Raw genomic sequence first — 21,644 nt, 5'->3', positions numbered from 1 at the left:
GCAGTGTGCCACGCCCCGTAGAGTTAAGAGCTGTGTCAACATCACTCGCCGCCTCCGGCCGGCCCCCGATAGCCGACGACGCGGGCCCCCAGGCCCTCTGCGCCCGTGAGCCGCGGGTGCCCGCCGAACGGCTGGTGGCCGAGATGGTGCCGCCGCCGCGATTCGACTCGGTGCGCTTCGACACGTACAACCCGGACCCGACCCAGCCGAGCCAGGCCGAGGCCGTCACCGTGCTCAGCGGCTTCGCGGCCGGCCTGGGCGGGGCGCACGCGAGCGGCGCCGGCAAGAAGCGCTGGTTCTCCAAGAAGCCGGCGGCCCCCGCCTCCCCGCGCGGGGTCTACCTCGACGGCGGCTACGGCGTCGGCAAGACCCACCTGCTCGCCTCCCTGTGGCACGCCACCCCGGCCGAGCCCGCGCTGAAGGCCTTCGGCACCTTCGTGGAGCTGACCAACCTGGTCGGCGCCCTCGGCTTCCAGCAGACCGTGCAGACCCTCGGCGGACACCGCCTCCTGTGCATCGACGAGTTCGAGCTCGACGACCCGGGCGACACCGTCCTCGTCTCCTCCCTGCTCAGCCGGCTGGTCGAGCAGGGCGTGGCGCTGGCCGCCACCTCCAACACCCTGCCCGGCAAGCTCGGCGAGGGCCGCTTCGCCGCCGCCGACTTCCTGCGGGAGATCCAGGGGCTGTCGGCGCACTTCCGGCCGCTGCGGATCGACGGCCAGGACTACCGCCACCGCGGCCTGCCGGAGGCCCCGGCCCCCTTCTCCGACGAGCAGGTGGCCAAGGCCGCGTACGCGACGCCGGGCGCGAGCCTGGACGACTTCCCCGGCCTGCTGGACCACCTGGCCCGGGTGCACCCCAGCCGCTACGGCGCGCTGACGGACGGCCTCTCGGCGGTCTGCCTGACCGACGTCGGCCCGATCCCGGACCAGTCGACGGCGCTGCGGCTGGTGGTACTGGCCGACCGGCTGTACGACCGGGAGATACCCGTCCTGGCCTCCGGGGTCCCCTTCGACCGCCTGTTCAGCGAAGACATGCTGAACGGCGGTTATCGGAAGAAATACTTCCGCGCCATATCGCGGCTCACCGCCCTGGCGCGCGACGCGAAACCCCTGGTGTCCCAGTAGGTTTGGGAATGCCGGGCCCTTCCGGGGACCCGGCCGTTTCCACTTCTGCGAAGGGATCCACCATGGCCGCCACACGCAACGCACACGCCGTCTGGGAAGGCGACCTGCTCAAGGGCAAGGGCGTCGTCACCCTCGACTCGTCCGGCCTCGGCAGCTACCCGGTCTCCTGGCCCGCGCGCACCGACGAACTGGCGAACGGGCGGACCAGCCCGGAAGAGCTGATCGCCGCGGCGCACTCCAGCTGCTTCAACATGGCCTTCTCGAACGTCCTGGCGAAGGCGGGCAACCCGCCGGCGAAGCTGACCACGTCGGCGGCCGTCACGTTCGTGCCCGGCGAGGGCATCACCGGGATCCACCTCACCACCGAGGGGGAGGTGCCGGGTCTGGACAACGACGCGTTCGTGGCCGCGGCCGAGGACGCGAAGAAGAACTGCCCGGTCAGCCAGGCCCTGACGGGCACGACGATCACCCTCACCGCCAAGCTCGCCTGACGGCCTCCACCCTGCGGGGCTGGGCGGGTACGTCTCAGCCCCCGGGGCTCCGCCCCCGCCCCCGCGCCTCAATCGCCGACGAGGCTGGATGTGCCCGGCGCCGCCGCCAGGTGCGGCTCACAAACCTGGGGCTCCGCCCCAAACCCCGCTCCTCAAACGCCGGAGGGGCTGGATCTTGCCCCCGCGAAGCCCCCGCCAGGGGACGAGCCGGAGCCAAACCCAGCCTCGCCGGCGTTTGAGGCGCGGGGTCCGGGGCGGAGCCCCGGGGCGGCCGGCAGGCCGCTGCCTGGGCGCCGAGCCCTCGCCCGGCGCGTGGCCCCGCCGCAGGCGGCCCCGTGTGGTATCACGGGCCCGTCACATCTCCGCCCCCGCCGCCGGGAGTTGCCGATGCCCGTGTCCCGACGCAGCCTGCTCGCCGCCGGCGGAATCGCCGTCAGCGGGGCGCTCGGCGCCCTGTTCGCCGGCCAGGCCGGGGGTGCCGCCCGCCTCGATCACCCCGCCCACCCCATCCGCTCCGCCCGCGCGACCGGCGCGCCCCGCGCGAACGGCTACGGCCCCCTCCTCCCCGACCCCCACGGCCTGCTCGATCTGCCCGCGGGGTTCTCCTACCGCGTCCTCTCCCGCGCCGGCACCCCCCTGCGCTCCGGCGAAGGCACCGTTCCGGCCAACTGCGACGGCATGGCCGCCTTCGGCGCCGGCAGCGGCCGCGTACGGCTGGTCCGCAATCACGAGAACCGGACCACGGCCGCCCTGCGCGTCCCCGCCGTCGAGGGGCTCACGTACGACCCCCAGGCCCTCGGCGGCTGCACCGCCCTGGAGCTCGACCCGGCCGGCGCGGTCACCGGCGAGCGGGTCGCCCTCGCCGGTACCGCCGTCAACTGCGCGGGCGGCCGCACCCCCTGGAACACCTGGCTGAGCTGCGAGGAGACCGAGGACCGGGCCGGCACCTCCGGCTACACGAAGGACCACGGCTACGTCTTCGAGGTGGACCCCGCCGACCCGCACCGCAGCGGCGCCGTCCCGCTCACCGCGATGGGCCGCTTCGCGCACGAGGCCGTCGCCGTGGACCCGTACCGCGGGATCGTCTACGAGACCGAGGACGCCTTCGTCGAGCCCTTCGGGCTGTTCTACCGGTTCCTCCCCGCACGGCCCCTCGGCGGACTCGGCTCGCTGCGGGCCGGCGGCGCCCTGGAGGCCCTGCGCGTACCGGGGCTGGCGGACCTGGCGGTGGTGGACGAGCCCGGCGCGGAGTTCCCGGCGGAGTGGGTCCCCGTACCGGACCCGTCCGCCGCCGGCACCGCGATCCGCTTCCAGGACTTCGGGCCGGGCGGCATCACCCACGCCCAGAAGCTGGAGGGCTGCTACTGGGGCGGCGACGGCGTCCACTTCGTCTCCAGCTACGCGCGCAGCCGCGACGGCGCCGGCGCCGACCACCACGGGCAGGTGTGGTTCTACGACCCGCTGCGCGCCCGGCTCCGGCTGGACGTCCTCTTCGGCCCGTCGGCGGACGTCCAACTGCCCGGCGACTCCCCCGACAACATCTGCCTGGCCCCCGACGGAGGTCTGATGGTGTGCGAGGACGGCGGCGGCGCGCAGTACGTGTTCGGCGTGACGGCCGGCGGCGAGGTCTACCCGGTGGCCCGCAACGCCGACGACATCGGAGTTCCCGGAACCCCGGAGTGGGGGGAGTTCGCCGGGGTCACCTTCTCCCCCGACGGCCGGACGATGTACGTCAACGCCTATGCCCCGGGGACCACGTTCGCGGTGACGGGACCCTGGCACTGATCTCGCGGTTCCGTTCGATTTGCTGCAGGATCGTACGGAATCGACGGGATCGAGGGAGACGGTGGCCAAGAAGAAGGACAAACCCAAGAACGACCCCGAGGACGAACCCGAGGGCAAGGCCGAGGTCCGGCCCGAAGCCGGCTCCGGCCGCCCACCCGGGCCGCAGGCCCTGAGCCGGCTGCTGCGCGTCCCCGCAGGGGAGCGGATCGACCTGGGCCGCTTCGACCCCGCCGCGATTCCCGCCGGACCGGCGGACAAGGCCACCGGCCGCGCGGCCACCGCCCGGTTGGCAGGGCAGCTGGGCTCGCTCCAGGAGCGGCTCTACGCGGCGAGCACCGCGGGCGACCGGCGCCGTGTCCTGCTGGTCCTCCAGGGCATGGACACCAGCGGCAAGGGCGGCACCGTCAAGCACGTGATCGGCCTGTTCAACCCCTCCGGCTGCCGCATCAGGGCCTTCAAGGCGCCCACGCCCGAGGAGCTGGAGCACCCCTTCCTCTGGCGCGTCACCAAGGCCCTCCCCCAGCCGGGCGAGATCGGCATCTTCGACCGTTCGCACTACGAGGACGTCCTCATCGCCCGCGTCCGCGAGCTGGTGCCGCGCGGTCTGCTGGGCCGCCGCTACTCCGAGATCAACCGCTTCGAGGAGTCGCTCGCGGACGACGGCGTGACCGTCGTGAAGGTCTTCCTCCACATCGGCTACGAGGAGCAGCGGGCGCGGCTCCTGGAGCGGCTGGACAACCCCGACAAGCACTGGAAGTTCAACGCGGGCGACATCGAGGAGCGCGCCCTGTGGCCCGCGTACCAGAGGGCCTACGAGCTGGCGCTGGAGCGCTGCTCCACCGACGCCGCGCCGTGGTTCATCGTCCCCGCGGACCGCAAGTGGTACCGCAACTGGGCGATCAGCACCCTGCTGCTGGAGCACCTGGAGGCCATCGGCCCCCGCTATCCGGAGGGTGACTTCGATGTCGAGGAGTGCCGCAGACGGCTACTCGCCACATAGTCATATATTTTGCCTGCGTGACCATTTCTGTGCGCAAAGCGGCGGCCGCGGCCGCCCTCAGTGCCGCCCTCGCCGGATGCGGGGGCGGCACCGGCACGTCGGACGCCGGCCGCGAAGCCCGTATGGGCACCCACGCGGCCTCCGCCCCCGCCTCGGCCGCGCCGTCCGCGGCCGCCCCCGCCCCGCCCTCCGCCTCCGCCGCCCCGCAGGCCGGTGCGCCGTACCGGGCGCCGACCATGGCACCGGGCCCGAACGGCCTGACCCCGGTCTTCGAACGGGCGAAGCAGCACAGCGACAAGACCGTGGCGCTCACCTTCGACGCCGACATGACCTCCGATCAGGGGCCGCGCGCCGCGGACGGGGAGCACTTCGACAACCCCCAGCTGATCTCGACCCTGCGCACCCTGAAGGTGCCCTCGACGATCTTCATGACGGGCCGCTGGGCCGAGGAGTACCCGGACCAGGCGAAGTCCATCGGCACCGACGCGAACTTCGAGATCGCGAATCACTCGTACAGCCACCACGCCTTCAAGTCCCCCTGCTACGGGCTGCCCTCGCTCGACGGCGCCGCCGCCCGCGCCGACGTGGACCGGGCCTTCGAAGCCTTCCGCAAGGCCGGGGCGGTCAACACCGTCCCGTACTTCCGCTTCCCGGGCGGCTGCTACGACGACCAGGCGCTGCGGGCCCTGTCCACGGCCAAGGTCACGGCCGTCCAGTGGGACGTGGTCAGCGGGGACGCCTTCGCGAAGGACCCGGACGCGGTGGCCGAGCAGGTGCTGGCCGGGGTGAAGCCCGGCTCGGTGGTGGTCATGCACTGCACGCGCAGCGCCGCCCCCGTCACGGAGGAGGCCATCCGGAAGATCGTCCCGGAGCTGCGCAAGCGCGGCTACCGCTTCGTGAAGGTCTCCGAGCTGATCGGGAAGTAGCCGCCCGATTCAGCCGGAGCAGGCCGTGCGCTGCGCGTCCTGCCACTCGCACACCGGGCAGAGCACCACGCCCGGGGTCGCGACCCCGTACTCGGTGGGCTTGCCGCACTCCAGGCAGTCGGCGTACGGCGGCCCCGCCACCCGCCCGGCCGGGGCGGCGGGAGCGGGGCAGTACGACGCGGTCTCGTCCGGCTGGTCCATGCGTACGAGGTTACTCAGCCGCGCCGCGCGGCGGCCAGGCAGGCGGCCGTGCCCGCGGCGGCGGCCAGCAGGAGCGCGCCCGCCAGGGCCGTGAACGGCAGCGGTACGGAGCCCGAGTGCGCCCCCTTGACCAGGGCGGTCACCGCGCTGCGGGCCGGGGAGCCGGCGAGGACCCAGGCCAGCAGCGAGCCGAGGCCGCCGGCCAGGACGGCGTAGCCGCGGCGCCGTACCAGCGGCCGGCTGCACAGGGCTCCGACGGCCGCGCCGGTCAGCGCGCAGGCCGCCACCGCCGAGGCCCCGGCGAGGGTGGCCCGGGCGGGCTCCGCTCCGGCCGGATCGCCGAGCAGCAGTGCCACGGCGCCTCCCGCCGCTCCGGCGAGCAGCGCCCCCGCCAGGGCGGTGAGCAGGGCCGCCGCGTGCACCCGTACGGGACCGGAGGCGGCGGCGGTGCAGTCGCGGGCCGCGTCGGGCTCGTTGGTCACGCAGATGCGGACCAGCCAGGCCGTCTGCGGGACCAGGCCGGCGGCGGCGAAGCCGAGGGAGTCCAGCACCGGATCGCCCGGCCGGATCCCGACGGCGACGAAGGCCGCGTAGACGACCAGGGGTGCGATCCACCGCTGGGAGCGCAGCAGCAGCGCGCCCTGGTAGCGGAGCAGGGCCGTCACGGGAGTTCCTCCACGGCTCGGATGTGCCAGGGCGGCCGGGCGGTGAGCAGTTCCCGCAGTACCGCGTCGGAGCGGGTGGCGTCCACGGTCAGCAGGACGCCGCCGGCGGGGGCGGGCTCGCCGGCCAGGCCCGCGGGCGGCGCGCTGCCGGGCGGGCCGGCCGCGTGGATCCGGACCCTGGGCCCCGCCGTCCCCGACACCGGCACCAGCGCGGCCCCTTCGAGCCGGTAGCGGGCGGCGGTCGCGTCCGCGAGCCGCCGAGGGTCGTGGTCGACGAACACCACCGTGCCCCCGGCCGCGGTGCGTTCGGCGACGGCGAGGTCCAGCTCCGCGCGGGCCGCGGCGTCCAGCCCGGTCCACGCCTCGTCGAGGACGAGGAGTCCCGGTTCGGCGAGCAGCGCCTGGGCGACGGCCACCTTCTGGCTGGTGCCCTTGGACAGTTCGGACAGCGGGGTGCGGGCGTAGTCGGCCGCGCCGAACCGCTCCAGCCGGCCGGCCGCCCGGCGGGCCGCCTCGGCGCGCGCGAGTCCGTGCACCCGGCCCAGGTGGGTCAGGTAGGCCGCGGCCGTCAGCGGCAGCGCCGCCGGGAAGCGCTCGGGTACTCCCCCAGCTACCGCTGGGAGGTGCCCCCAGCCGTGCGGCGCGGGCGGCCGCCGACGCGCCCCTCGGTCGGGGCGTCGATCCCCGCGACCAGCCGCAACAGGGTGGACTTGCCGCCGCCGTTGCCGCCCTCGATCCGGACGAGGGCGCCGCGCGGGAGTTCCAGCGTGATCCCGCGCAGCACCCAGGGCCCGCGCCGTCCGTAGCGGCGTCCCACACCGGTCAGGTTCAGTGCGCGGCCGCCGTCTCGGTGAGCTCGCTCGGGCGGACGATGACGAAGCCCTCGCCGCTCAGCCGCAGCTGGACGGCCTCGCCGGAGCCGCCGCGGATCATCGAGCCGACCGACTGGGAGCGGTGCAGTCCGGTCTCCAGCTGCGCGCTCCAGCCGACGACCGCGTCCGTGTCCACGAAGACGGGGGACTGCGCGGTGACCGGTATGACGATCGGGTTGCCGTCGCAGACCACGGCGAGCTTGCCGGTGCCGGTGAAGAGGCTGTTGAAGAGGCCGCCGCCGGTCATGCCGGCGCCCTTCAGCATCTTGATCTCGTAGGAGAGGGTCGCGTCGAAGCAGAGCACGTTGCGGCCGTTGATGGTCAGCGCGTCGCCCGGCTCGAAGTCGACGATGAAGCAGTTGCCCGCCTGGTGGGCGAACCAGGCCTCGCCCTGGCCCCGTACGGACATGAGCGCCAGGCCCTCGCCCGTGACGGCGCGCTTGAGCATGCCGCCTATGCCCTGCCCCTTGCGCTCGAACTGGAGGTTGCCGCGGAAGGCCACCATCGAGCCCTGGCGGGCCAGCATCTCGCCGTTGACGGCGTACTTCACGGACTTGGCGTTCTGCAGGGTCATGCCGGGGGCGACGGCCGCCTGGGCCAGGTTCTCGGACGCAAAAAGATCACTCTTCATGCCGTCGATCCTCGCCCGCCCCGGCCCCCCTCGACATCATCCTGAAGGCGGAGCCTGGCATCCTTGGCGGGATGAGCAGCCAGCACACGAACCACACCGCGGACGTACCGGCGGTCGGGGCGGACAGCCCCTTCCGGCAGGAGCACGTCCTGCGCGACGAGGCCCCGCAGTTCGTCCTGCCGTTGGTGGTGCGGATCGAGAAGGACGGGCCGCCCGCCCGGACGGACGCGCTGGAGACGGCGGCCCGCGCGGTGCTGGTCCTGCTGACCGACGAGCGGGCGCTGGGCGAGGGCGAGTGGGCCGAGGCGGTCCGGGACTGGCAGGACGCGCGGATCCGCAAGGTGGTCCGGCGGGCGCGCGGGGCGGAGTGGCGCAAGGCGGGAACCCTGCCGGGTGTCACGGTGCACGGTGACACCTCGGAGGTACGGGTCTTCCCGCCGGTGCCGCTGGACGGCTGGCCCAAGGAGCTGGCGAAGCTCCAGGTGTCGGGTACCGATCTGGAAGACCCGGAGCCGGTGGCCGCGGCCGTGGAGCCGGGGGTGCCGGTGCTGTGGTTCAACCCCGACCTCGACATGTCGGCCGGCAAGGCGATGGCCCAGGCCGGTCACGCGGCGCAGCTGGCGTGGTGGGAGCTGACGGACGCGGAGCGGACCGCCTGGCGGGACTCCGGTTTCCGGCTGGCCGTACGGACCGCCGCGCGCGAGCGGTGGGCGGAGCTGAGCGGGAGCGGGCTGCCGGTGGTCCGGGACGCCGGGTTCACGGAGATCGCGCCGGGCAGCGCGACGGTGATCGCCGACCACCCGGCGCTGCGGGCCCGGCTCTGACCGTCGTTCCGGCCCCCGCGGCCGTGCGCGTCCCCGGGGAACCTCAAATGTTGCTCTGAACGTCCCTTCCCCACGGTTGGCCGGGCGCCGCCGGGGCCATGACACCGGCACACGGTCCGATGGGACACGCGGAGAGGGGGCGAGGGGACATGAAGCCCATGGCACACCTGGGGGTGGGCATCGGCTGGCGGCCGGAGATCGCGGACGCCGTGGAGCGGCTGCCCGGCCTGGACTGGGTCGAGGTGGTGGCCGAGAACATCTGCCCGGGCCACCTGCCCGAGGCGCTGCTGAGGCTGCGCGAGCGCGGGACGCGCGTCGTGCCGCACGGGGTCTCGCTGGGGCTCGGCGGCGCCGACCGGCCCGACCCGGAGAAGCTGGCCGCGCTCGGCGAGCGGGCGGTGGCGCTGGGGGCGCCGCTCGTCACCGAGCACATCGCCTTCGTCCGCAGCTCCTCGGCCGTGGGGCCCGTACTGGAGGCGGGGCACCTGCTGCCCGTGCCCCGCACCCGCGACGCGCTGGACGTGCTGTGCGAGAACGTGCGGATCGCGCAGGACGCGCTGCCGGTGCCGCTGGCGCTGGAGAACATCGCCGCGCTGTTCTCGTGGCCCGGCGAGGAGCTGACGGAGGGGCAGTTCCTGACGGAGCTGGTCGAGCGGACCGGCGTCCGGCTGCTCATCGACGTGGCCAACCTGCACACCAACCGGGTCAACCGGGGCGAGGACCCGGCCGCCGTACTGGACGCGATCCCGCTGGAGGCGCTGGCGTACGTGCACGTGGCGGGCGGCGTCGAGCGGGGCGGGGTCTGGCACGACACGCACGCCCACCCGGTGCCGCCGGTGGTGCTCGACCTGCTCGCCGAACTCCGCTCCCGGGTGGATCCGCCGGGCGTGCTGCTGGAACGGGACGACGACTTCCCGCCGGAGGCGGAGCTGGCGGCCGAACTGACCGCGATCCGTACGGTGGCCTCGGGCGCCCGGGCGGCGGTGTCGGCCACCCGGGTCCGCACTCCGGCGCAGGCCGGCCAGGACGCCGCGGCGGAGCCCGCCGAGCCCGCACCGGGTTCCGCGGCCCCTGCCCCCGCGGCTCCGGCCCTTGCCGCGGCCGCTCCCCCGGGGCGCGGTGTTCCCGAGGCGGCCCGGACCCGGGTGGCGCTCGGGCAGGCCGCGCTGTTGTCGGCGCTGGTGGCCGGAACGCCCGTGCCCGAGGGGTTCGACCGGCAGCGGATCGGGGTGCAGGTCCGGGCGCTGGCCGCCAAGCGGGCCGACGTCGTGGCCAAGGTGGCGCCCGAGCTGCCGGAGATCCTGGGCGGCCCCGGACCGTACCGCGCGGCCTTCCTCGCGTACGCCAAGGGCCGCCCCATGACCGGCGGATACCGCCGCGACGCGCTGGACTTCGCCGAGCACCTGCTGATCCAGGACCTGCCGGCCGATCCGGCCGCCCGGCGGCGGCTCACCTCCTGGTGGCGGGACCGGGCCGGGGCGCGGCCGCCCCGCCGGGTCGTGCGCTGGGCCCGGGCCCTCATGGGGCGGGCGGCATGAACCTCCTCGCCCTCGCCATCTGGCTCGGCGTCGCCGTCTCCGGCGGCCTGCTGATCCGCGGCCTGCACCGCTCCCTGCCCCCGGCCCCCGGCCCGGCTCCCGCCCTGCACGACCTCTCCGAGGCCGCGTTCATGGCGGGCGGCCCCGGCGCCGTCGTGGACACCGCGCTCGTCTCGATGCTCGGAGACGGCCGGCTGGTCGTCGGCGGCCCCGGCATCGTCCACGTGCGCCCCGGGGCGCGGGCCTACGACCCGGCCGAGCGCGCCGTGCTCCAGGCCCACCAGGCCGCGCCCTCGGGCTGGCTCTACCAGGTCCGCTACGCCGCCATGCTCGACCCTGCCGTCCAGGAGACCGGGGACGCCCTGGCCGCCCGCGGGCTGCTCTCGCCGCCCGGGTGGGGCCGGACCTGGCGGCGCTGGGGGCTGGCCCAGGTCCTCGTGTGCCTGTTCCTGATCCCCATGGCGGTGCCGCTCACCTTCGTGGCGTACGTACTGCGGCCCGGGGAGGTCCAGGTGCCCTTCATCGTGAAGGTGCTGCCCGTCCTGCTGGCCGGGATCGTGGCGGGCGGGCTCTGCATGGCCCGTGCCAAGAGCCGGATCACCCCAGAGGGGGCACGGGCGCAGCGCGTCCTGCGCTCCTCGTACGTCAACGACCGGACCCCGCACGTGCAGACCGCGCTGTTCGGTCTGCGCGGTCTGCGGGACCCCTTCCTGCGCGGCCAGCTGGTGCCCGCCGCGCGCGCCACCCGGCTGGCGGCGGCCCAGTCGGCCTCCCGTCCGCACCGGTCGCACTCCTCGTGCGGGTCCTCCGCCGACGTCCTGCCGGTCGTCGTCTGGTGCGCCGGGAGCGGCGGCGGGGGAGGTTCCGGCTGTGGTTCCGGTTCGAGCTGCGGCTCCTCCGGCAGCAGCTGCTCCTCCTCGGGATCCGGCAGCAGCTGCGGAGGTGGTAGTTCCAGCTGCTCCGGCAGCAGTTCCAGTTGCAGCAGTTCGTCCGGTTCCAGCTGCTCCAGCAGCTCCAGCAGCTCCTGACTGCCCATCACGACCGCATCACAAGGTGCTCACACCTCGGCCGTACCCCTGACCGGGCACATCAACTGCTTGTAGAAAGCGGGAATGTTCTGGGTCCTGTTCCTGCTGGTGGCCTGGGCTGGGGTGCTGTGGTCGTGCACCCTCCTCCTGACGGCCGCCACCCGCGCCGCGGAGCCCGCCGCCGGCTCCGCCACCGCGCACCACCACGACGAGCTCAACCCGTACGAGGCCGCCTACCTCGCCGGCGGCCCGCGGCGGGTGGCCGATCTGACGCTGCTCTCGATGGCGCGCCGGCGGCGGCTGCTGCTGGCCCACACCGGCTGGGCCACCGTCCTCGACCCCGTCGGCCACGACGCCCACGAGCGGTCCCTGCTCGGCGCGTTCGGTCCCGACGGGCAGTCCCCGGTGCCGGACCTGCGGGCCGCGGTGGCCGGGGACGAGGCGGTACGGGCCCTCGCGGACCGGCTCGGCGAGGCCGGCCTCGCGCTGCCCGCCGGCTCCCGGCGCGGGGTCGCCGACGGGATCCGGGCCGTCCGCGGGGCCACCCTGCTGGTCCTCGCGATGGCCGCCGTCTCCCTCGCCCTCCCGGCCGGCGGGGGCACGACCAGCGCCATGGTCCTGGCCTGGTTCTCACTGCCGCTGCTCCACGGCGCGGGCTGCCTGGTGATAGCCCGCTTCGAGGCCCACCCGTACTCGCGCTGGGCCTCCCCGGCCGGCCAGCGGCTGCTCGTCGCCCTGGACCGGGAACGCGGCGAGGGGGATTCGCTGACCGCGGTCGCCGTGCGCGGGATCCGCGTGGTCGCCGATCCCGGGCTGCGGGCGGCGCTGGGGTACGGCAACCGGGGGTGGATCCCGCGGCAACGGGACCATTGAGGCCGACACCGGCCCGCTGATCCTTTACACGGCATCCCCCGGGTGGTCGTCTCATCGGACGATACGAAGGGACCGCCATGCGCAAGCCGCTCGTCTTGGCCCTTGCCCTGGCCGGGCGAGTGCGGTGGCGGGCGGGTGCGGGTGCCGCTGCGCGGGGCCGTCCCCTACCCGCGCTTCCGCCTCCCCCAGACTCCGTCCGGGAGGGGCCCCCACCCGGGCTCCGCCCGGACCCGCGCCTCAAACTCCCCCAACTACCGCTGGGAGGGGCCCCCAGGCGAGGTTGGATTTCCCGGGCCCACCTGGGAGCAGCCGCAGCGGGACTCGCCCTCACCCTGTGCACCACCGCCCACGCAACTGCCGCCCCGGACGCCGGCACCACCGCCCACGCGACTGCCGCCCCGGCCGCGCGGCCGGTCCCGCTCGCGGTGCCCGGTCCTCCCACGCGCACCGCCCCGCCCGCCCCGTACGCCGGCGCCGCCGGGTTCGCCGTCGCCGAAGCGGGGGCCGAGGTCGCCGCCCGTCGGGCCGCTCGCGAGGGACTCCGGTTCGGACCCTGTCCCGCCGTCGAGGGCCTGCCCGACCCCGTTCGGTGCGCGACCCTGCGCGTACCGCTCGACTACGCCCGCCCGGCCGGCCGGCGGATCTCCCTCACCGTCAGCCGCGTACCGGCGACCGGCGCCCACGGCGCCGCACGCCACGGCGCGCTCGTCCACAACCCCGGCGGCCCCGGCGCCTCCGGCATGTACTTCCCGCTCCTCGCGGACGTGCCCGGGTGGGAGCGGATCGCCGCCGCCTACGACCTCGTCGGCTACGCCCCGCGCGGGGTCGGCCGCTCCGCCCCGCTCTCCTGCCAGGACCCCGCCACCCGCGCCCAGGGCCCCACCCAGGTCCCGGTGGAGCCCGACCCCGCGTACAAGCGGCAGCGCGTGGCCGCCGCCCGGGCCTACGCCCTCGGCTGCGCCCGGCGGGCCGGCTCCGCCCTGTCCCACTACACGACCCGGGACAACGTCCGCGATCTGCACGTGCTGCGCGCCGCCCTCGGCGAGGAGCGGCTGAGCTTCCTGGGCGCCTCGTACGGCACCTACCTGGGCGCGGTCTACGCCACCCTCCACCCGGGCCGCGTCCACCGCATGGTCCTCGACTCGGCGGTCAATCCCGACCCCAGCCGCGTCTGGTACCGCAACAACCTCGACCAGGCACCGGGGTTCGAGCGCCGCTGGTCCGACTTCCGCGCCTGGGCCGCCCGCCACCACGGCACGTACGGCCTCGGCTCCACCCCGGCGGCCGTGCAGGCGAGCTACGAACGGGTCCGGGACGCGGTGGCCCGCACCCCCGCCGGCGGATCCGTCGGTACCGGCGAACTCCAGGCGGCCTACCTGCAGGCCGCGTACTACGACGACGTCTGGCCGGAGCGGGCGGCGGCCCTGGCGGCCTTCCTGCGCGGCGATCCGGGCCCTCTGGGCAAGCAGGCCGCCCCCGACCCGGCCGCGGCGGCCGACGCCGAGAACGCGACGGCGGTCTACACGGCGGTGCTGTGCAACGACGCGCCCTGGCCCGGAGACTGGGAGACCTGGGACCGCGACAACACCGAACTGGCCCGCACGGCGCCCTTCGAGACCTGGGCCAACGCCTTCCTGAACCTGCCGTGCGCCTACTGGCCGGTGCGCGCGCGGCAGCGGCCGGTCGACGTCGGGGAAAGCGGGCCGGGCAGACTCCCCCGCACACTGATCGTCGCGGCGGAGCGGGACGGGGCGACCCCGTACCCGGGCGCGCTGGAGCTCCAGCGGCGGCTCGGCGGCGGGGCAGCGCTGGTCACGGAGCGCGGGGCCGGCACCCACGGAGTGTTCGGCGGACGCAATGACTGCGTGGACCGTCACGTGGAGCGGTATCTGCTGACAGGCGACACCCCGGGACGGCGTGTCACGTGTGCGCCGCATCCGGAGCCCGCACCGGTGTCGCTGGACGACCGGGCAGCGAGTGCCCGCAGGGCGCTGCTGCCGCCGATCGTCTGAACTTCCGGGCGGGATCTCCGGCTGCGTCGTTTCGGGGGCAGGGCCTCCCGATCCACCGGAGAAGGTCAGTCCTCCGGTCCTTCCCCCCAGGGGAGGTATCAGGCGAGCCCGGCCACCAGATCGGCGACGGACTTGCGGCGCCCGGTGTAGAAGGGCACCTCTTCGCGGACGTGCATACGGGCCTCGGAGGCACGCAGGTGACGCATGAGGTCGACGATGCGGTAGAGCTCGTCGGCCTCGAAGGCCAGCATCCACTCGTAGTCGCCCAGCGAGAACGAGGCGACGGTGTTGGCGCGCACGTCGGGGTAGCCGCGGGCCATCTTGCCGTGGTCGGCGAGCATGCGGCGACGGTCCTCGTCGGGCAGCAGGTACCAGTCGTAGCTGCGCACGAAGGGGTACACGCTGACGTAGTCGCGGGCGACCTCGTCGGCCAGGAAGGCCGGGATGTGCGACTTGTTGAACTCGGCCGGGCGGTGCAGGGCCATGTTCGACCACACCGGCTCCAGCGCGCGGCCCAGCTTGGTGCGGCGGAAAAGGTTGTAGGCGGTCTGCAGCTCGTCCGAGGTCTCGGCGTGCCACCAGATCATGATGTCCGCGTCGGCGCGCAGGCCGGAGACGTCATAGGAGCCGCGGACGGTGATGTCCTTGGCGGCCAGCTGGTCGAACAGCTCCTGGACCTCGTCGGCGTAGCCGGCGCGGTCCTCGGGCAGGACGTCCTTCAGCTTGAAGACGGACCACAGGGTGTAGCGGATGACCTCGTTGAGGTCCTTCGCCTTCTTCCCCGCGTTGGGAATCTTCTCTGGTGCAGTCATGTGCCTATTGTCCCAGTGCCGATCAGTGCTCTGTGCCAGGGGTGCCGAACGAGGCGATCACGGCCTCCGCGGCCTTGCCGGCACTGGCGATGCACGCCGGAATCCCCACCCCGTCGTAGAGCGCGCCGCACACGGCGAGGCCGGGCAGGGCCGCGACCGCGGTACGGATCCGGGCGACCCGGGAGAGGTGGCCGACGGGGTACTGGGGCAGCCCGCCGTCCCAGCGGGTGACGGTGGAGGCCACCGGCCGGGCCACGAGGCCCACGGCCGCGCCGAGGTCCGTGAGGGAGACCTCGACCAGTTCCGCGTCCTCCCGCTTCAGCTCGCCCTCGTCCCCGTAGCGGCCCACGGAGGTGCGCAGCAGGAACAGGTCGGGATCGGCCCCGGCCCAGGCCCACTTGTTGCTGGAGAAGGTGGAGGCCTTGATGGTCCGGCCGTCGACGGGCGGTACGAGGAACCCGCTGGCGCCGCCCCCGCCGACGGCGGCCGGCAGCTCGGAGCGCCGGAAGGCCATCGTCACCAGGGCCATCGAGGCGTACTCGACCCCGCGCAGCTCGGCCGCGGCGGCGGGCGCGAGCCCGTCCAGCAGCCGGGCGGCGGGCCCGGCCGGGGTGGCGAGGATCACGCCGTCGGCCTCGATGACCTGGGCGGACTCGGCGTCGGCGCCGGCCACGACCCGCCAGCCGTCGGTCGTACGGGCGACCTCGCGCACGGGGGTGTCGAGGAGGATCCGCGCCCCGGCCGCGCGGCAGGCCTCGGCCACGGCGATCGGGAGCCGTCCGATGCCGCCGTCGATGCCGGCGAAGACGGGGCCGGACGCCTGGGGGTTCCGCTCCGCCCGGCGCTGGAGTTCCCGTACGCCCTCGCCCAGCGAGCGGTGCGTGCGGGCGGCCTCGAAGAGCTGGGGCACGGCGGCGCGCATCGAGATGCGGTAGGCGTCGCCCGCGTAGACCCCGCCGAGCAGCGGTTCCACGAGCCGGTCGACGACCTCGCGGCCCAGCCGGGCGGCGACGTACTCGCCGACCGCGACGTCCTCGCCGATCTCGGTGGGCGGCAGGGCGCCTTCGGCCTCGATCCTGGCCAGGCCCTCGGGCGAGAGCACCCCGGACGCGGCGAGCGGCCCCAGGTCGCCGGGGACCCCCATGACGTGGCCGCGCGGCATCGGCCGCAGCGCGCCCCGGGTCCACAGGTGGGCGGTGGCGGTGGCGGGCGGCTGCAGGGCCTCGCCGAGGCCCACGGCCCGGGCGAGGGCCACGGCTTCGGGGCGGCGGGCGAGCACGGACTCGGCGCCGAGGTCGACGGGCGCGCCGGCGAGCTCGCCGGCCCGCAGCTTGCCGCCGAGGCGTGGCCCGGCCTCCAGCAGCGTGACGCGGACGCCCTCGGCCAGCAGCCGGTGGGCTGCCGCGAGGCCCGCGATGCCGCCGCCGATGACGACGACGTGGCCCGTGCCGCCGGGTCCGTCCGTACGCATGTCCGCTTCGTGCATGGACACATCGTCTCAGACCCCTCGCCGGCCGATCACCGAGGCCGGACCGTGACCGCATCGGGATCGGGCCGGGACCGTGGAAGTGAAACCCGCGACGGGACTCTGTACGTCGAAACGGCAACACCAGCCGAACCTCGGGGGTTTACAGCGATGCACACCCGGAACAGACAGCGCTCCGCGGCCGCCTTGGCGGCCCTCTCCCTGGCCGGGGCGCTCGCGCTCACCGGCTGCGGCGCCGCCGGCACGGACCACGCGTCCGACAAGGCGGCGGTCGCGCCCGCCCAGGGCAACAAGGCCCCGGAGGGCGCCCAGGGGGCCGCGGCGGCTCCGTCCGCGGCGCCCGCCACCGGCGACAAGGGCGCGCAGCAGCCGGCGGTCGTCCGCCCCAACGTGATCCGCACGGCGACGCTCGGCATCGAGACCACCGACGCCCAGAAGACGCTCTCCGCGGCCCGCGCGGCGGCGGACGGCGCGGGCGGCTACGTCGGCAACGAGTCCACCAAACGCGGCCAGGACGGCCGGATGACCTCGACCCTGACCATGCGGGTGCCGGGCGAGCGCTACGACGCGGTGCTCGGCGCCATGGAGGGCAGCGGGAAGCTCCTGCACCGCAAGGTCGACGCCCAGGACGTCACCGAGAAGGTCGCCGACATCGGCAGCCGTGTCGCTTCGCAGCAGGCCAGCGTGGCCCGGGTGCGGGAGATGATGGGCAAGGCCTCGGCCCTGAGCGAGGTGGTCATGCTCGAGAGCGAGCTGAGCCGGCGCCAGTCCGACCTGGAGTCGCTGCTGGCGCAGCAGACGGCGCTGAAGGACCAGACCTCGCTGGGCACGATCACGCTGGAGGTCTCGGAACCGGCCGCGAAGCCGGTGGAGGAGAAGAAGAAGGAGAAGGAGTCCTCCTTCATGGACGCCCTGCGCGGAGGCTGGGCGGTCTTCATGACCATCGTGCGCTTCCTGACGCTGGCGGTGGGCGCGCTGCTGCCGTTCGCGCTGGCCGCCGCCCTGGTGGGCCTGGGGTACCGGCTGTACCGGCGACTGCGCCCGGCCCGGCCCGGGACGGGGCTGATCCCGAAGCGGCGGATCGCGGCCCCGGTCCCGGCGGCCCGGGCGGCGTCCTCGGACACCGGGGCCGAAGTACCCGGCGTACCCGGCGTGCGCGACGAACAGGACTAGAACGCACGCCCGCCCGTAGCGTGTTCACCATCCGATGACGGCGAAGGGGCGGTACGGGTGATGGCGACGGCGGCGAGGGAACGACTGGTGGTGGTCGGCGGTGACGCGGCGGGGATGTCCGCCGCGTCACAGGCCCGGCGGCTCAAGGGCCCGGAGGAGCTGGAGATCGTCGCCTTCGAGCGCGGGCACTTCACCTCCTACTCCGCCTGCGGCATCCCGTACTGGGTCGGCGGCCAGGTCGCCGAGCGCGACGACCTGATCGCCCGCACCCCCGAGGAGCACCGGGCCCGCGGCATCGACCTGCGCACCCGCACCGAGGTCGTGGAGCTGGACCTCGCGGGCGGCCGGGTCCGCGCCCGCGATCTGGACAGCGGTTCCGAATCCTGGACGGGCTACGACAAGCTCGTCCTGGCGACGGGCGCCCGCCCGGTCCGCCCCCGACTCCCCGGCATCGGCGCGCACGGGGTCCACGGCATCCAGACCCTGGACGACGGGCAGCGCCTGATGGGCACGCTGGAGCGGACGCCGGGCCGCCGGGCGGTCGTGGTCGGCGCGGGCTACATCGGCGTGGAGATGGCGGAGGCCCTGGTCAGGCGGGGCTACGAGGTCACCGTCCTGCACCGCGGCGAGCAGCCGATGGCCACGCTGGACCCGGACATGGGCGGCCTGGTGCACAGCGCGATGAACCGCATGGGGATCCGTACGGTCTCCCGCGCCGAGGTGACGAAGATCCTCGAGGACGGGGAGGGGCGGGTCCGGGCGGTGGCCACGGCGGCCGGCGAGGAGTACCCGGCGGACGTGGTCGTGCTCGGCATCGGCGTGGAGCCGCGCACGGCCCTGGCCCGCGCCGCCGGGCTCCCGCTGGGCCCGTCGGGCGGCATCCTCACGGACCTGTCCATGCGGGTCCGGGGCCACGAGAACATCTGGTCGGGCGGGGACTGCGTGGAGGTCCTGGACCTGGTCGCGGGCCGCACGCGGCACATTCCGCTGGGCACGCACGCCAACAAGCACGGCCAGGTCATCGGCTCGGGCGTGGGCGGCGGCTACGCAACGTTCCCGGGGGCGGTGGGCACGGCGGTCAGCAAGGTGTGCGACCTGGAGATCGCCCGTACGGGGCTGCGCGAGCGGGACGCGCTGGAGGCCGGGCTCCGCTTCGTCACCGCCACCATCAGCTCGACGAACACGGCGGGCTACTACCCGGGGGCGGTGGAGATGACGGTGAAGATGCTGGCGGAGCGGCGTACGGGGCGGCTTCTCGGCGTCCAGATCGTGGGTGGGGCCGGTTCCGCGAAGCGGGTGGATGTGGCGGCGGTGGCGTTGACGGCGGGCCTGACGGTGGAGCAGGTCGTCTCCCTGGACCTGGGCTACGCCCCGCCGTTCTCTCCCGTGTGGGACCCGGTGCTGGTGGCGGCCCGCAAGGCGGTCTCGGCGGTCCGCGCCGCCGGCGTCTGAACCAGGGCCACCGCTGCGCGGGGCCTCCCCCACCCCGCCCCTTCCCGGCAGTACCGATATGCGGCTCCGCCGCGTGGGTGGGCTCCGCCCCCAGCCCCCCGTCCCGGGGCTCCGCCCCGGACCCGGCGGGGGCTCCGCCCCCGTACCCCCGCGCCTCAAACGCCGGCGGGGCTGGATAGATCCAGCCCGCCCGGCGTTTGAGGGCACGGGCGCGAAGCGCACGTAAGGGGCCCGGGGCCGAGCCCCGGTTACGGGGCCATGGCCTGGCCGCCGATGCCCGGCGCGCCGGCCAGCTGGGCCTGCCACCATGCCGTCATCTCCCGGCCGTTCATGGCGGTCCAGGCAGGGGTCCGTTCCACCTGGGCGCGCCCCAGCCGTCGGGCCAGCGCCACGAGATCGCGTCCGGCGGCGCCCCTGGCGTCCTGGTAGTCGCGCAGGAGTTCCTCGACGGAGTCGGAGCGGCGCCAGCCGTCGGCGAAGGCGGTGGCGTCCTGGAGGGCCTTCGCGGCGCCGCTCGTGTTGTGCGGGCGTACGACGCTCGCCGCGTCCCCCGCGAGCAGCAGCCGCCCCCCGGCGGTCCGCGCGGTCTCCAGGTCGTAGATGGGTTGGACGAAGACGTCCGCCGGGTCCGTCAGCGCGAGCGCCCGGCCCCAGTACGGCGGGAACTCCCGGTCGAGCAACGCGCCGAGGTGCCCGGCCAGTTCGGGGGTCAGGCCGCCCGGCGGGAAGCTCGTCGGGTCGTCGAAGCGCAGCTGTCCGTCCTTCGGCGGAGCCGCGTAGAGGACCCAGTTCACCCGGGGCCCGTCCGGCCCGGGGATGCGGTAGACGACACACGTACCGCCCGGGAAGCAGACCGTGGTCACCGCCTCCGGCACCGAGTCCGCATCGGCGCCGAGCTCCGCGAGCCGCGCCGCCTCGAAGTTCCCGCGCCAGCACACGTATCCGGCGTAGTGCGGCCGGGACTCCGGGCAGAGCGCGGCGCGCACCACCGACCGGTATCCGTCGGCGCCGACGACCAGGTCGTACCGTTCGACCGAGCCGCCCGAGAGCCGCAGCCCGGCGCCTTCGGTCCCGGCCTCCTCGACGCCCGTCACCGTCTCCCCCGGCCGGTAGACCACGGAGTCCGGGACCGACTCCCGCAGCCCGCGCCAGAGCAGACCCCAGTGGTAGGAGTGGAAGGGGAACTGCTGCTCCCAGATCACCCGGCCGCCCGCCCCGCCGGCGGCCGCGCCGTCGTCCCGGACGATCCAGCGGCGCCGCTCCAGCCGGTGCGCCGCGATCCCCCCGGGCAGCGCCCCTCTCGCGCCGAGCTCCACGGCCCGCCCGTTGTGGATGCACAGCCCCACGCCCCGGTCCTGGAGCCGCCCGTGCGTGCGCTCCACCACCACGACTTCGCCGGCGCCCGCCCGCGCCGCCGCCGTGGCGATGGCACAGCCCGCGATGCTCCCGCCGACCACTGCGACCGTTCCGCCCCGCATGTCCGCCTCCTGCTGTCCGGGGGCGGGCCAGGCTACTGAACCGGGCGCGGCGACGCGCCGGGGCTCCGCGAACCCGCCGGATGTCGGCCGGAACCGGACATGCGAAACGCCGGGACCGTGCCGTGTCGTGCACGGCGCGGACCCGGCGTTGCGGTCGTGATGCGGCTCAGCGGGCCGTCTTGGTGTGGACGTAGTCCACCAGGCGGGTCAGCGCGTCCGGGTCCGTCGTCGGGAGGACGCCGTGGCCCAGGTTGAAGACGTGGCCCTCCAGGCCGGCCGCGGCCGCGAGGACCTCGTCCGTCTTGGCCTCCACGGCCTCCGGGGTGGAGAAGAGGACCGCAGGGTCCAGGTTGCCCTGGAGCGCCTTGCCGGGGCCGACGCGGCGGACGGCCTCGTCCAGCGCGACCCGGTAGTCGACGCCCATGACGTCCGCTCCGGCCTCGCCCATCAGGCCGAGCAGCTCGCCCGTGCCCACGCCGAAGTGGATCCGCGGGACCCCGTACGAGGCGACGGACTCCAGGACCTTCGCCGACGCGGGCATCACCGAGCGGCGGTAGTCGGCCGGGGCGAGCGCGCCGACCCAGGAGTCGAAGAGCTGGACGGCCGAGGCGCCGGCCTCGATCTGGACCTTCAGGAAGGCCGAGGTGATCTCGGCGAGGCGGTCCAGCAGGTCGGCCCACAGCTCCGGGTCCCCGTACATCAGGGCCTTGGTGTGCTCGTGGTTCTTCGAGGGGCCGCCCTCGACGAGGTAGCTCGCGAGGGTGAAAGGCGCGCCCGCGAATCCGATCAACGGCGTGGAGCCGAGTTCACCCGTGAGCATGCCGATCGCCTCGGTGACGTACGAGACGTCCTCAGGGGTGAGGTCGCGCAGCTGTGCGAGGTCCTCGCGGCGGCGGATCGGCTGGGCGACGACCGGGCCGATGCCCGGCTTGATGTCCAGGTCGACGCCGATGGCCTTCAGCGGGACCACGATGTCGGAGAAGAAGATCGCCGCGTCCACCTTGTGGCGGCGCACCGGCTGCAGCGTGATCTCGGTGACCAGGTCGGGCCGCATGCAGGACTCCAGCATCTGCGTGCCCTCGCGCAGCTTGCGGTACTCCGGGAGCGAGCGCCCCGCCTGCCGCATGAACCACACCGGGGTGTGCGGAACCGGCTCGCGCCGGCACGCCTTCAGGAAGGCGGAATCGTACGTCTGACTCGGCTGGCCCGTGGGGCGGTCGTTGGCGCTCACGACCCAAATCTTCGCACGTATGAAGAAGTGCCCGGCCCG

19 protein-coding genes and 1 pseudogene are annotated in these 21,644 nt (G+C 74.8%); 12 read left to right on the top strand and 8 right to left on the bottom strand.

The window, feature by feature from the left end:
* The first annotated feature begins 32 nt into the window (after positions 1 to 32).
* The 5 genes from zapE (at position 33) to ACFWBN_RS17735 (ending at position 5,329) form a co-directional block, all read left to right on the top strand.
* Positions 33 to 1,127, top strand: a complete 1,095-nt coding sequence (gene zapE, locus ACFWBN_RS17755) for a cell division protein ZapE (protein WP_385177541.1) — start codon at positions 33 to 35, stop codon at positions 1,125 to 1,127.
* Positions 1,128 to 1,189: 62 nt separating this feature from the next.
* Positions 1,190 to 1,618 carry an OsmC family protein gene (locus ACFWBN_RS17750; RefSeq protein ID WP_385177539.1) on the top strand — a complete coding sequence of 143 codons (429 nt, stop codon included), beginning with the start codon at positions 1,190 to 1,192 and terminating at the stop codon, positions 1,616 to 1,618.
* Between the two features lie 387 nt (positions 1,619 to 2,005).
* Positions 2,006 to 3,403: an alkaline phosphatase PhoX gene (locus ACFWBN_RS17745; RefSeq protein WP_385177536.1), complete on the top strand. Its 1,398-nt coding sequence runs from the start codon at positions 2,006 to 2,008 to the stop codon at positions 3,401 to 3,403.
* A 169-nt stretch (positions 3,404 to 3,572) separates the two neighbouring features.
* Positions 3,573 to 4,403, top strand: coding sequence for a PPK2 family polyphosphate kinase (locus tag ACFWBN_RS17740; RefSeq protein ID WP_385177606.1), 831 nt, complete (start codon positions 3,573 to 3,575; stop codon positions 4,401 to 4,403).
* 17 nt (positions 4,404 to 4,420) lie between these two features.
* Positions 4,421 to 5,329, top strand: a complete 909-nt coding sequence (locus ACFWBN_RS17735) for a polysaccharide deacetylase family protein (protein WP_385177534.1) — start codon at positions 4,421 to 4,423, stop codon at positions 5,327 to 5,329.
* Positions 5,330 to 5,338: 9 nt separating this feature from the next.
* Here the strand turns inward: ACFWBN_RS17735 and ACFWBN_RS17730 are convergent, their stop codons facing one another.
* The 4 genes and pseudogenes from ACFWBN_RS17730 to ACFWBN_RS17715 all read right to left on the bottom strand — a co-directional run bounded on the left by ACFWBN_RS17730 (position 5,339) and on the right by ACFWBN_RS17715 (position 7,698).
* The gene (locus ACFWBN_RS17730; RefSeq protein ID WP_385177532.1) at positions 5,339 to 5,530 is read right to left on the bottom strand and encodes a hypothetical protein; all 192 of its coding nucleotides are present in this window, start codon (positions 5,528 to 5,530) and stop codon (positions 5,339 to 5,341) included.
* Between the two features lie 14 nt (positions 5,531 to 5,544).
* Positions 5,545 to 6,195 carry an ABC transporter gene (locus tag ACFWBN_RS17725; protein ID WP_385177530.1) on the bottom strand — a complete coding sequence of 217 codons (651 nt, stop codon included), beginning with the start codon at positions 6,193 to 6,195 and terminating at the stop codon, positions 5,545 to 5,547.
* Positions 6,192 to 7,027 (bottom strand): annotated as a pseudogene (locus tag ACFWBN_RS17720) (ATP-binding cassette domain-containing protein). Before ACFWBN_RS17720 ends, ACFWBN_RS17725 begins: the two are co-directional and overlap by 4 nt.
* Positions 7,024 to 7,698, bottom strand: a complete 675-nt coding sequence (locus ACFWBN_RS17715; protein ID WP_385177528.1) for an AIM24 family protein — start codon at positions 7,696 to 7,698, stop codon at positions 7,024 to 7,026. Before ACFWBN_RS17715 ends, ACFWBN_RS17720 begins: the two are co-directional and overlap by 4 nt.
* Before the next feature lie 71 nt (positions 7,699 to 7,769).
* On the opposite strand from ACFWBN_RS17715, the gene ACFWBN_RS17710 reads away from it, so the two are divergent.
* The 5 genes from ACFWBN_RS17710 (at position 7,770) to ACFWBN_RS17690 (ending at position 13,973) form a co-directional block, all read left to right on the top strand.
* The gene (locus ACFWBN_RS17710; protein ID WP_385177526.1) at positions 7,770 to 8,522 is read left to right on the top strand and encodes an aminoacyl-tRNA hydrolase; all 753 of its coding nucleotides are present in this window, start codon (positions 7,770 to 7,772) and stop codon (positions 8,520 to 8,522) included.
* A gap of 149 nt (positions 8,523 to 8,671) precedes the next feature.
* Positions 8,672 to 10,060: a DUF692 domain-containing protein gene (locus tag ACFWBN_RS17705; RefSeq protein WP_385177524.1), complete on the top strand. Its 1,389-nt coding sequence runs from the start codon at positions 8,672 to 8,674 to the stop codon at positions 10,058 to 10,060.
* Positions 10,057 to 11,088, top strand: coding sequence for a TIGR04222 domain-containing membrane protein (locus ACFWBN_RS17700; RefSeq protein ID WP_385177522.1), 1,032 nt, complete (start codon positions 10,057 to 10,059; stop codon positions 11,086 to 11,088). Before ACFWBN_RS17705 ends, ACFWBN_RS17700 begins: the two co-directional genes overlap by 4 nt.
* Before the next feature lie 84 nt (positions 11,089 to 11,172).
* Positions 11,173 to 11,961, top strand: a complete 789-nt coding sequence (locus tag ACFWBN_RS17695; RefSeq protein WP_385177520.1) for a TIGR04222 domain-containing membrane protein — start codon at positions 11,173 to 11,175, stop codon at positions 11,959 to 11,961.
* 425 nt (positions 11,962 to 12,386) lie between these two features.
* Positions 12,387 to 13,973, top strand: a complete 1,587-nt coding sequence (locus ACFWBN_RS17690) for an alpha/beta hydrolase (RefSeq protein WP_385177518.1) — start codon at positions 12,387 to 12,389, stop codon at positions 13,971 to 13,973.
* A gap of 98 nt (positions 13,974 to 14,071) precedes the next feature.
* Here the strand turns inward: ACFWBN_RS17690 and hemQ are convergent, their stop codons facing one another.
* Positions 14,072 to 14,785 carry a hydrogen peroxide-dependent heme synthase gene (gene hemQ / locus ACFWBN_RS17685; protein ID WP_385177516.1) on the bottom strand — a complete coding sequence of 238 codons (714 nt, stop codon included), beginning with the start codon at positions 14,783 to 14,785 and terminating at the stop codon, positions 14,072 to 14,074.
* Positions 14,786 to 14,807: 22 nt separating this feature from the next.
* Positions 14,808 to 16,271 carry a protoporphyrinogen oxidase gene (hemG, locus tag ACFWBN_RS17680; RefSeq protein ID WP_385177513.1) on the bottom strand — a complete coding sequence of 488 codons (1,464 nt, stop codon included), beginning with the start codon at positions 16,269 to 16,271 and terminating at the stop codon, positions 14,808 to 14,810.
* Positions 16,272 to 16,421: 150 nt separating this feature from the next.
* On the opposite strand from hemG, the gene ACFWBN_RS17675 reads away from it, so the two are divergent.
* Positions 16,422 to 17,444, top strand: coding sequence for a DUF4349 domain-containing protein (locus tag ACFWBN_RS17675; RefSeq protein ID WP_385177510.1), 1,023 nt, complete (start codon positions 16,422 to 16,424; stop codon positions 17,442 to 17,444).
* 60 nt (positions 17,445 to 17,504) lie between these two features.
* Complete coding sequence (locus ACFWBN_RS17670) at positions 17,505 to 18,896, top strand: FAD-dependent oxidoreductase (protein WP_385177508.1); 1,392 nt, start codon at positions 17,505 to 17,507, stop codon at positions 18,894 to 18,896.
* 248 nt (positions 18,897 to 19,144) lie between these two features.
* On the opposite strand, the gene ACFWBN_RS17665 is transcribed toward ACFWBN_RS17670, so the two are convergent.
* Together ACFWBN_RS17665 and hemE are read right to left on the bottom strand one after the other, a co-directional pair.
* A complete protein-coding gene (locus ACFWBN_RS17665) occupies positions 19,145 to 20,374 on the bottom strand; it encodes a monooxygenase (protein ID WP_385177506.1) in 1,230 nt (409 codons plus the stop codon).
* 166 nt (positions 20,375 to 20,540) lie between these two features.
* Positions 20,541 to 21,605: a uroporphyrinogen decarboxylase gene (hemE, locus tag ACFWBN_RS17660; protein WP_385177504.1), complete on the bottom strand. Its 1,065-nt coding sequence runs from the start codon at positions 21,603 to 21,605 to the stop codon at positions 20,541 to 20,543.
* Between the last annotated feature and the right edge of the window lie 39 nt (positions 21,606 to 21,644).

Origin of the sequence: Streptomyces sp. NPDC059989 (genome assembly GCF_042736975.1) — a bacterium.
Lineage (GTDB): Bacteria > Actinomycetota > Actinomycetes > Streptomycetales > Streptomycetaceae > Streptomyces.
The sequence above is the reverse complement of the archived record's forward strand: the minus strand, read 5'-3'. Positions and strand labels throughout refer to the sequence as shown.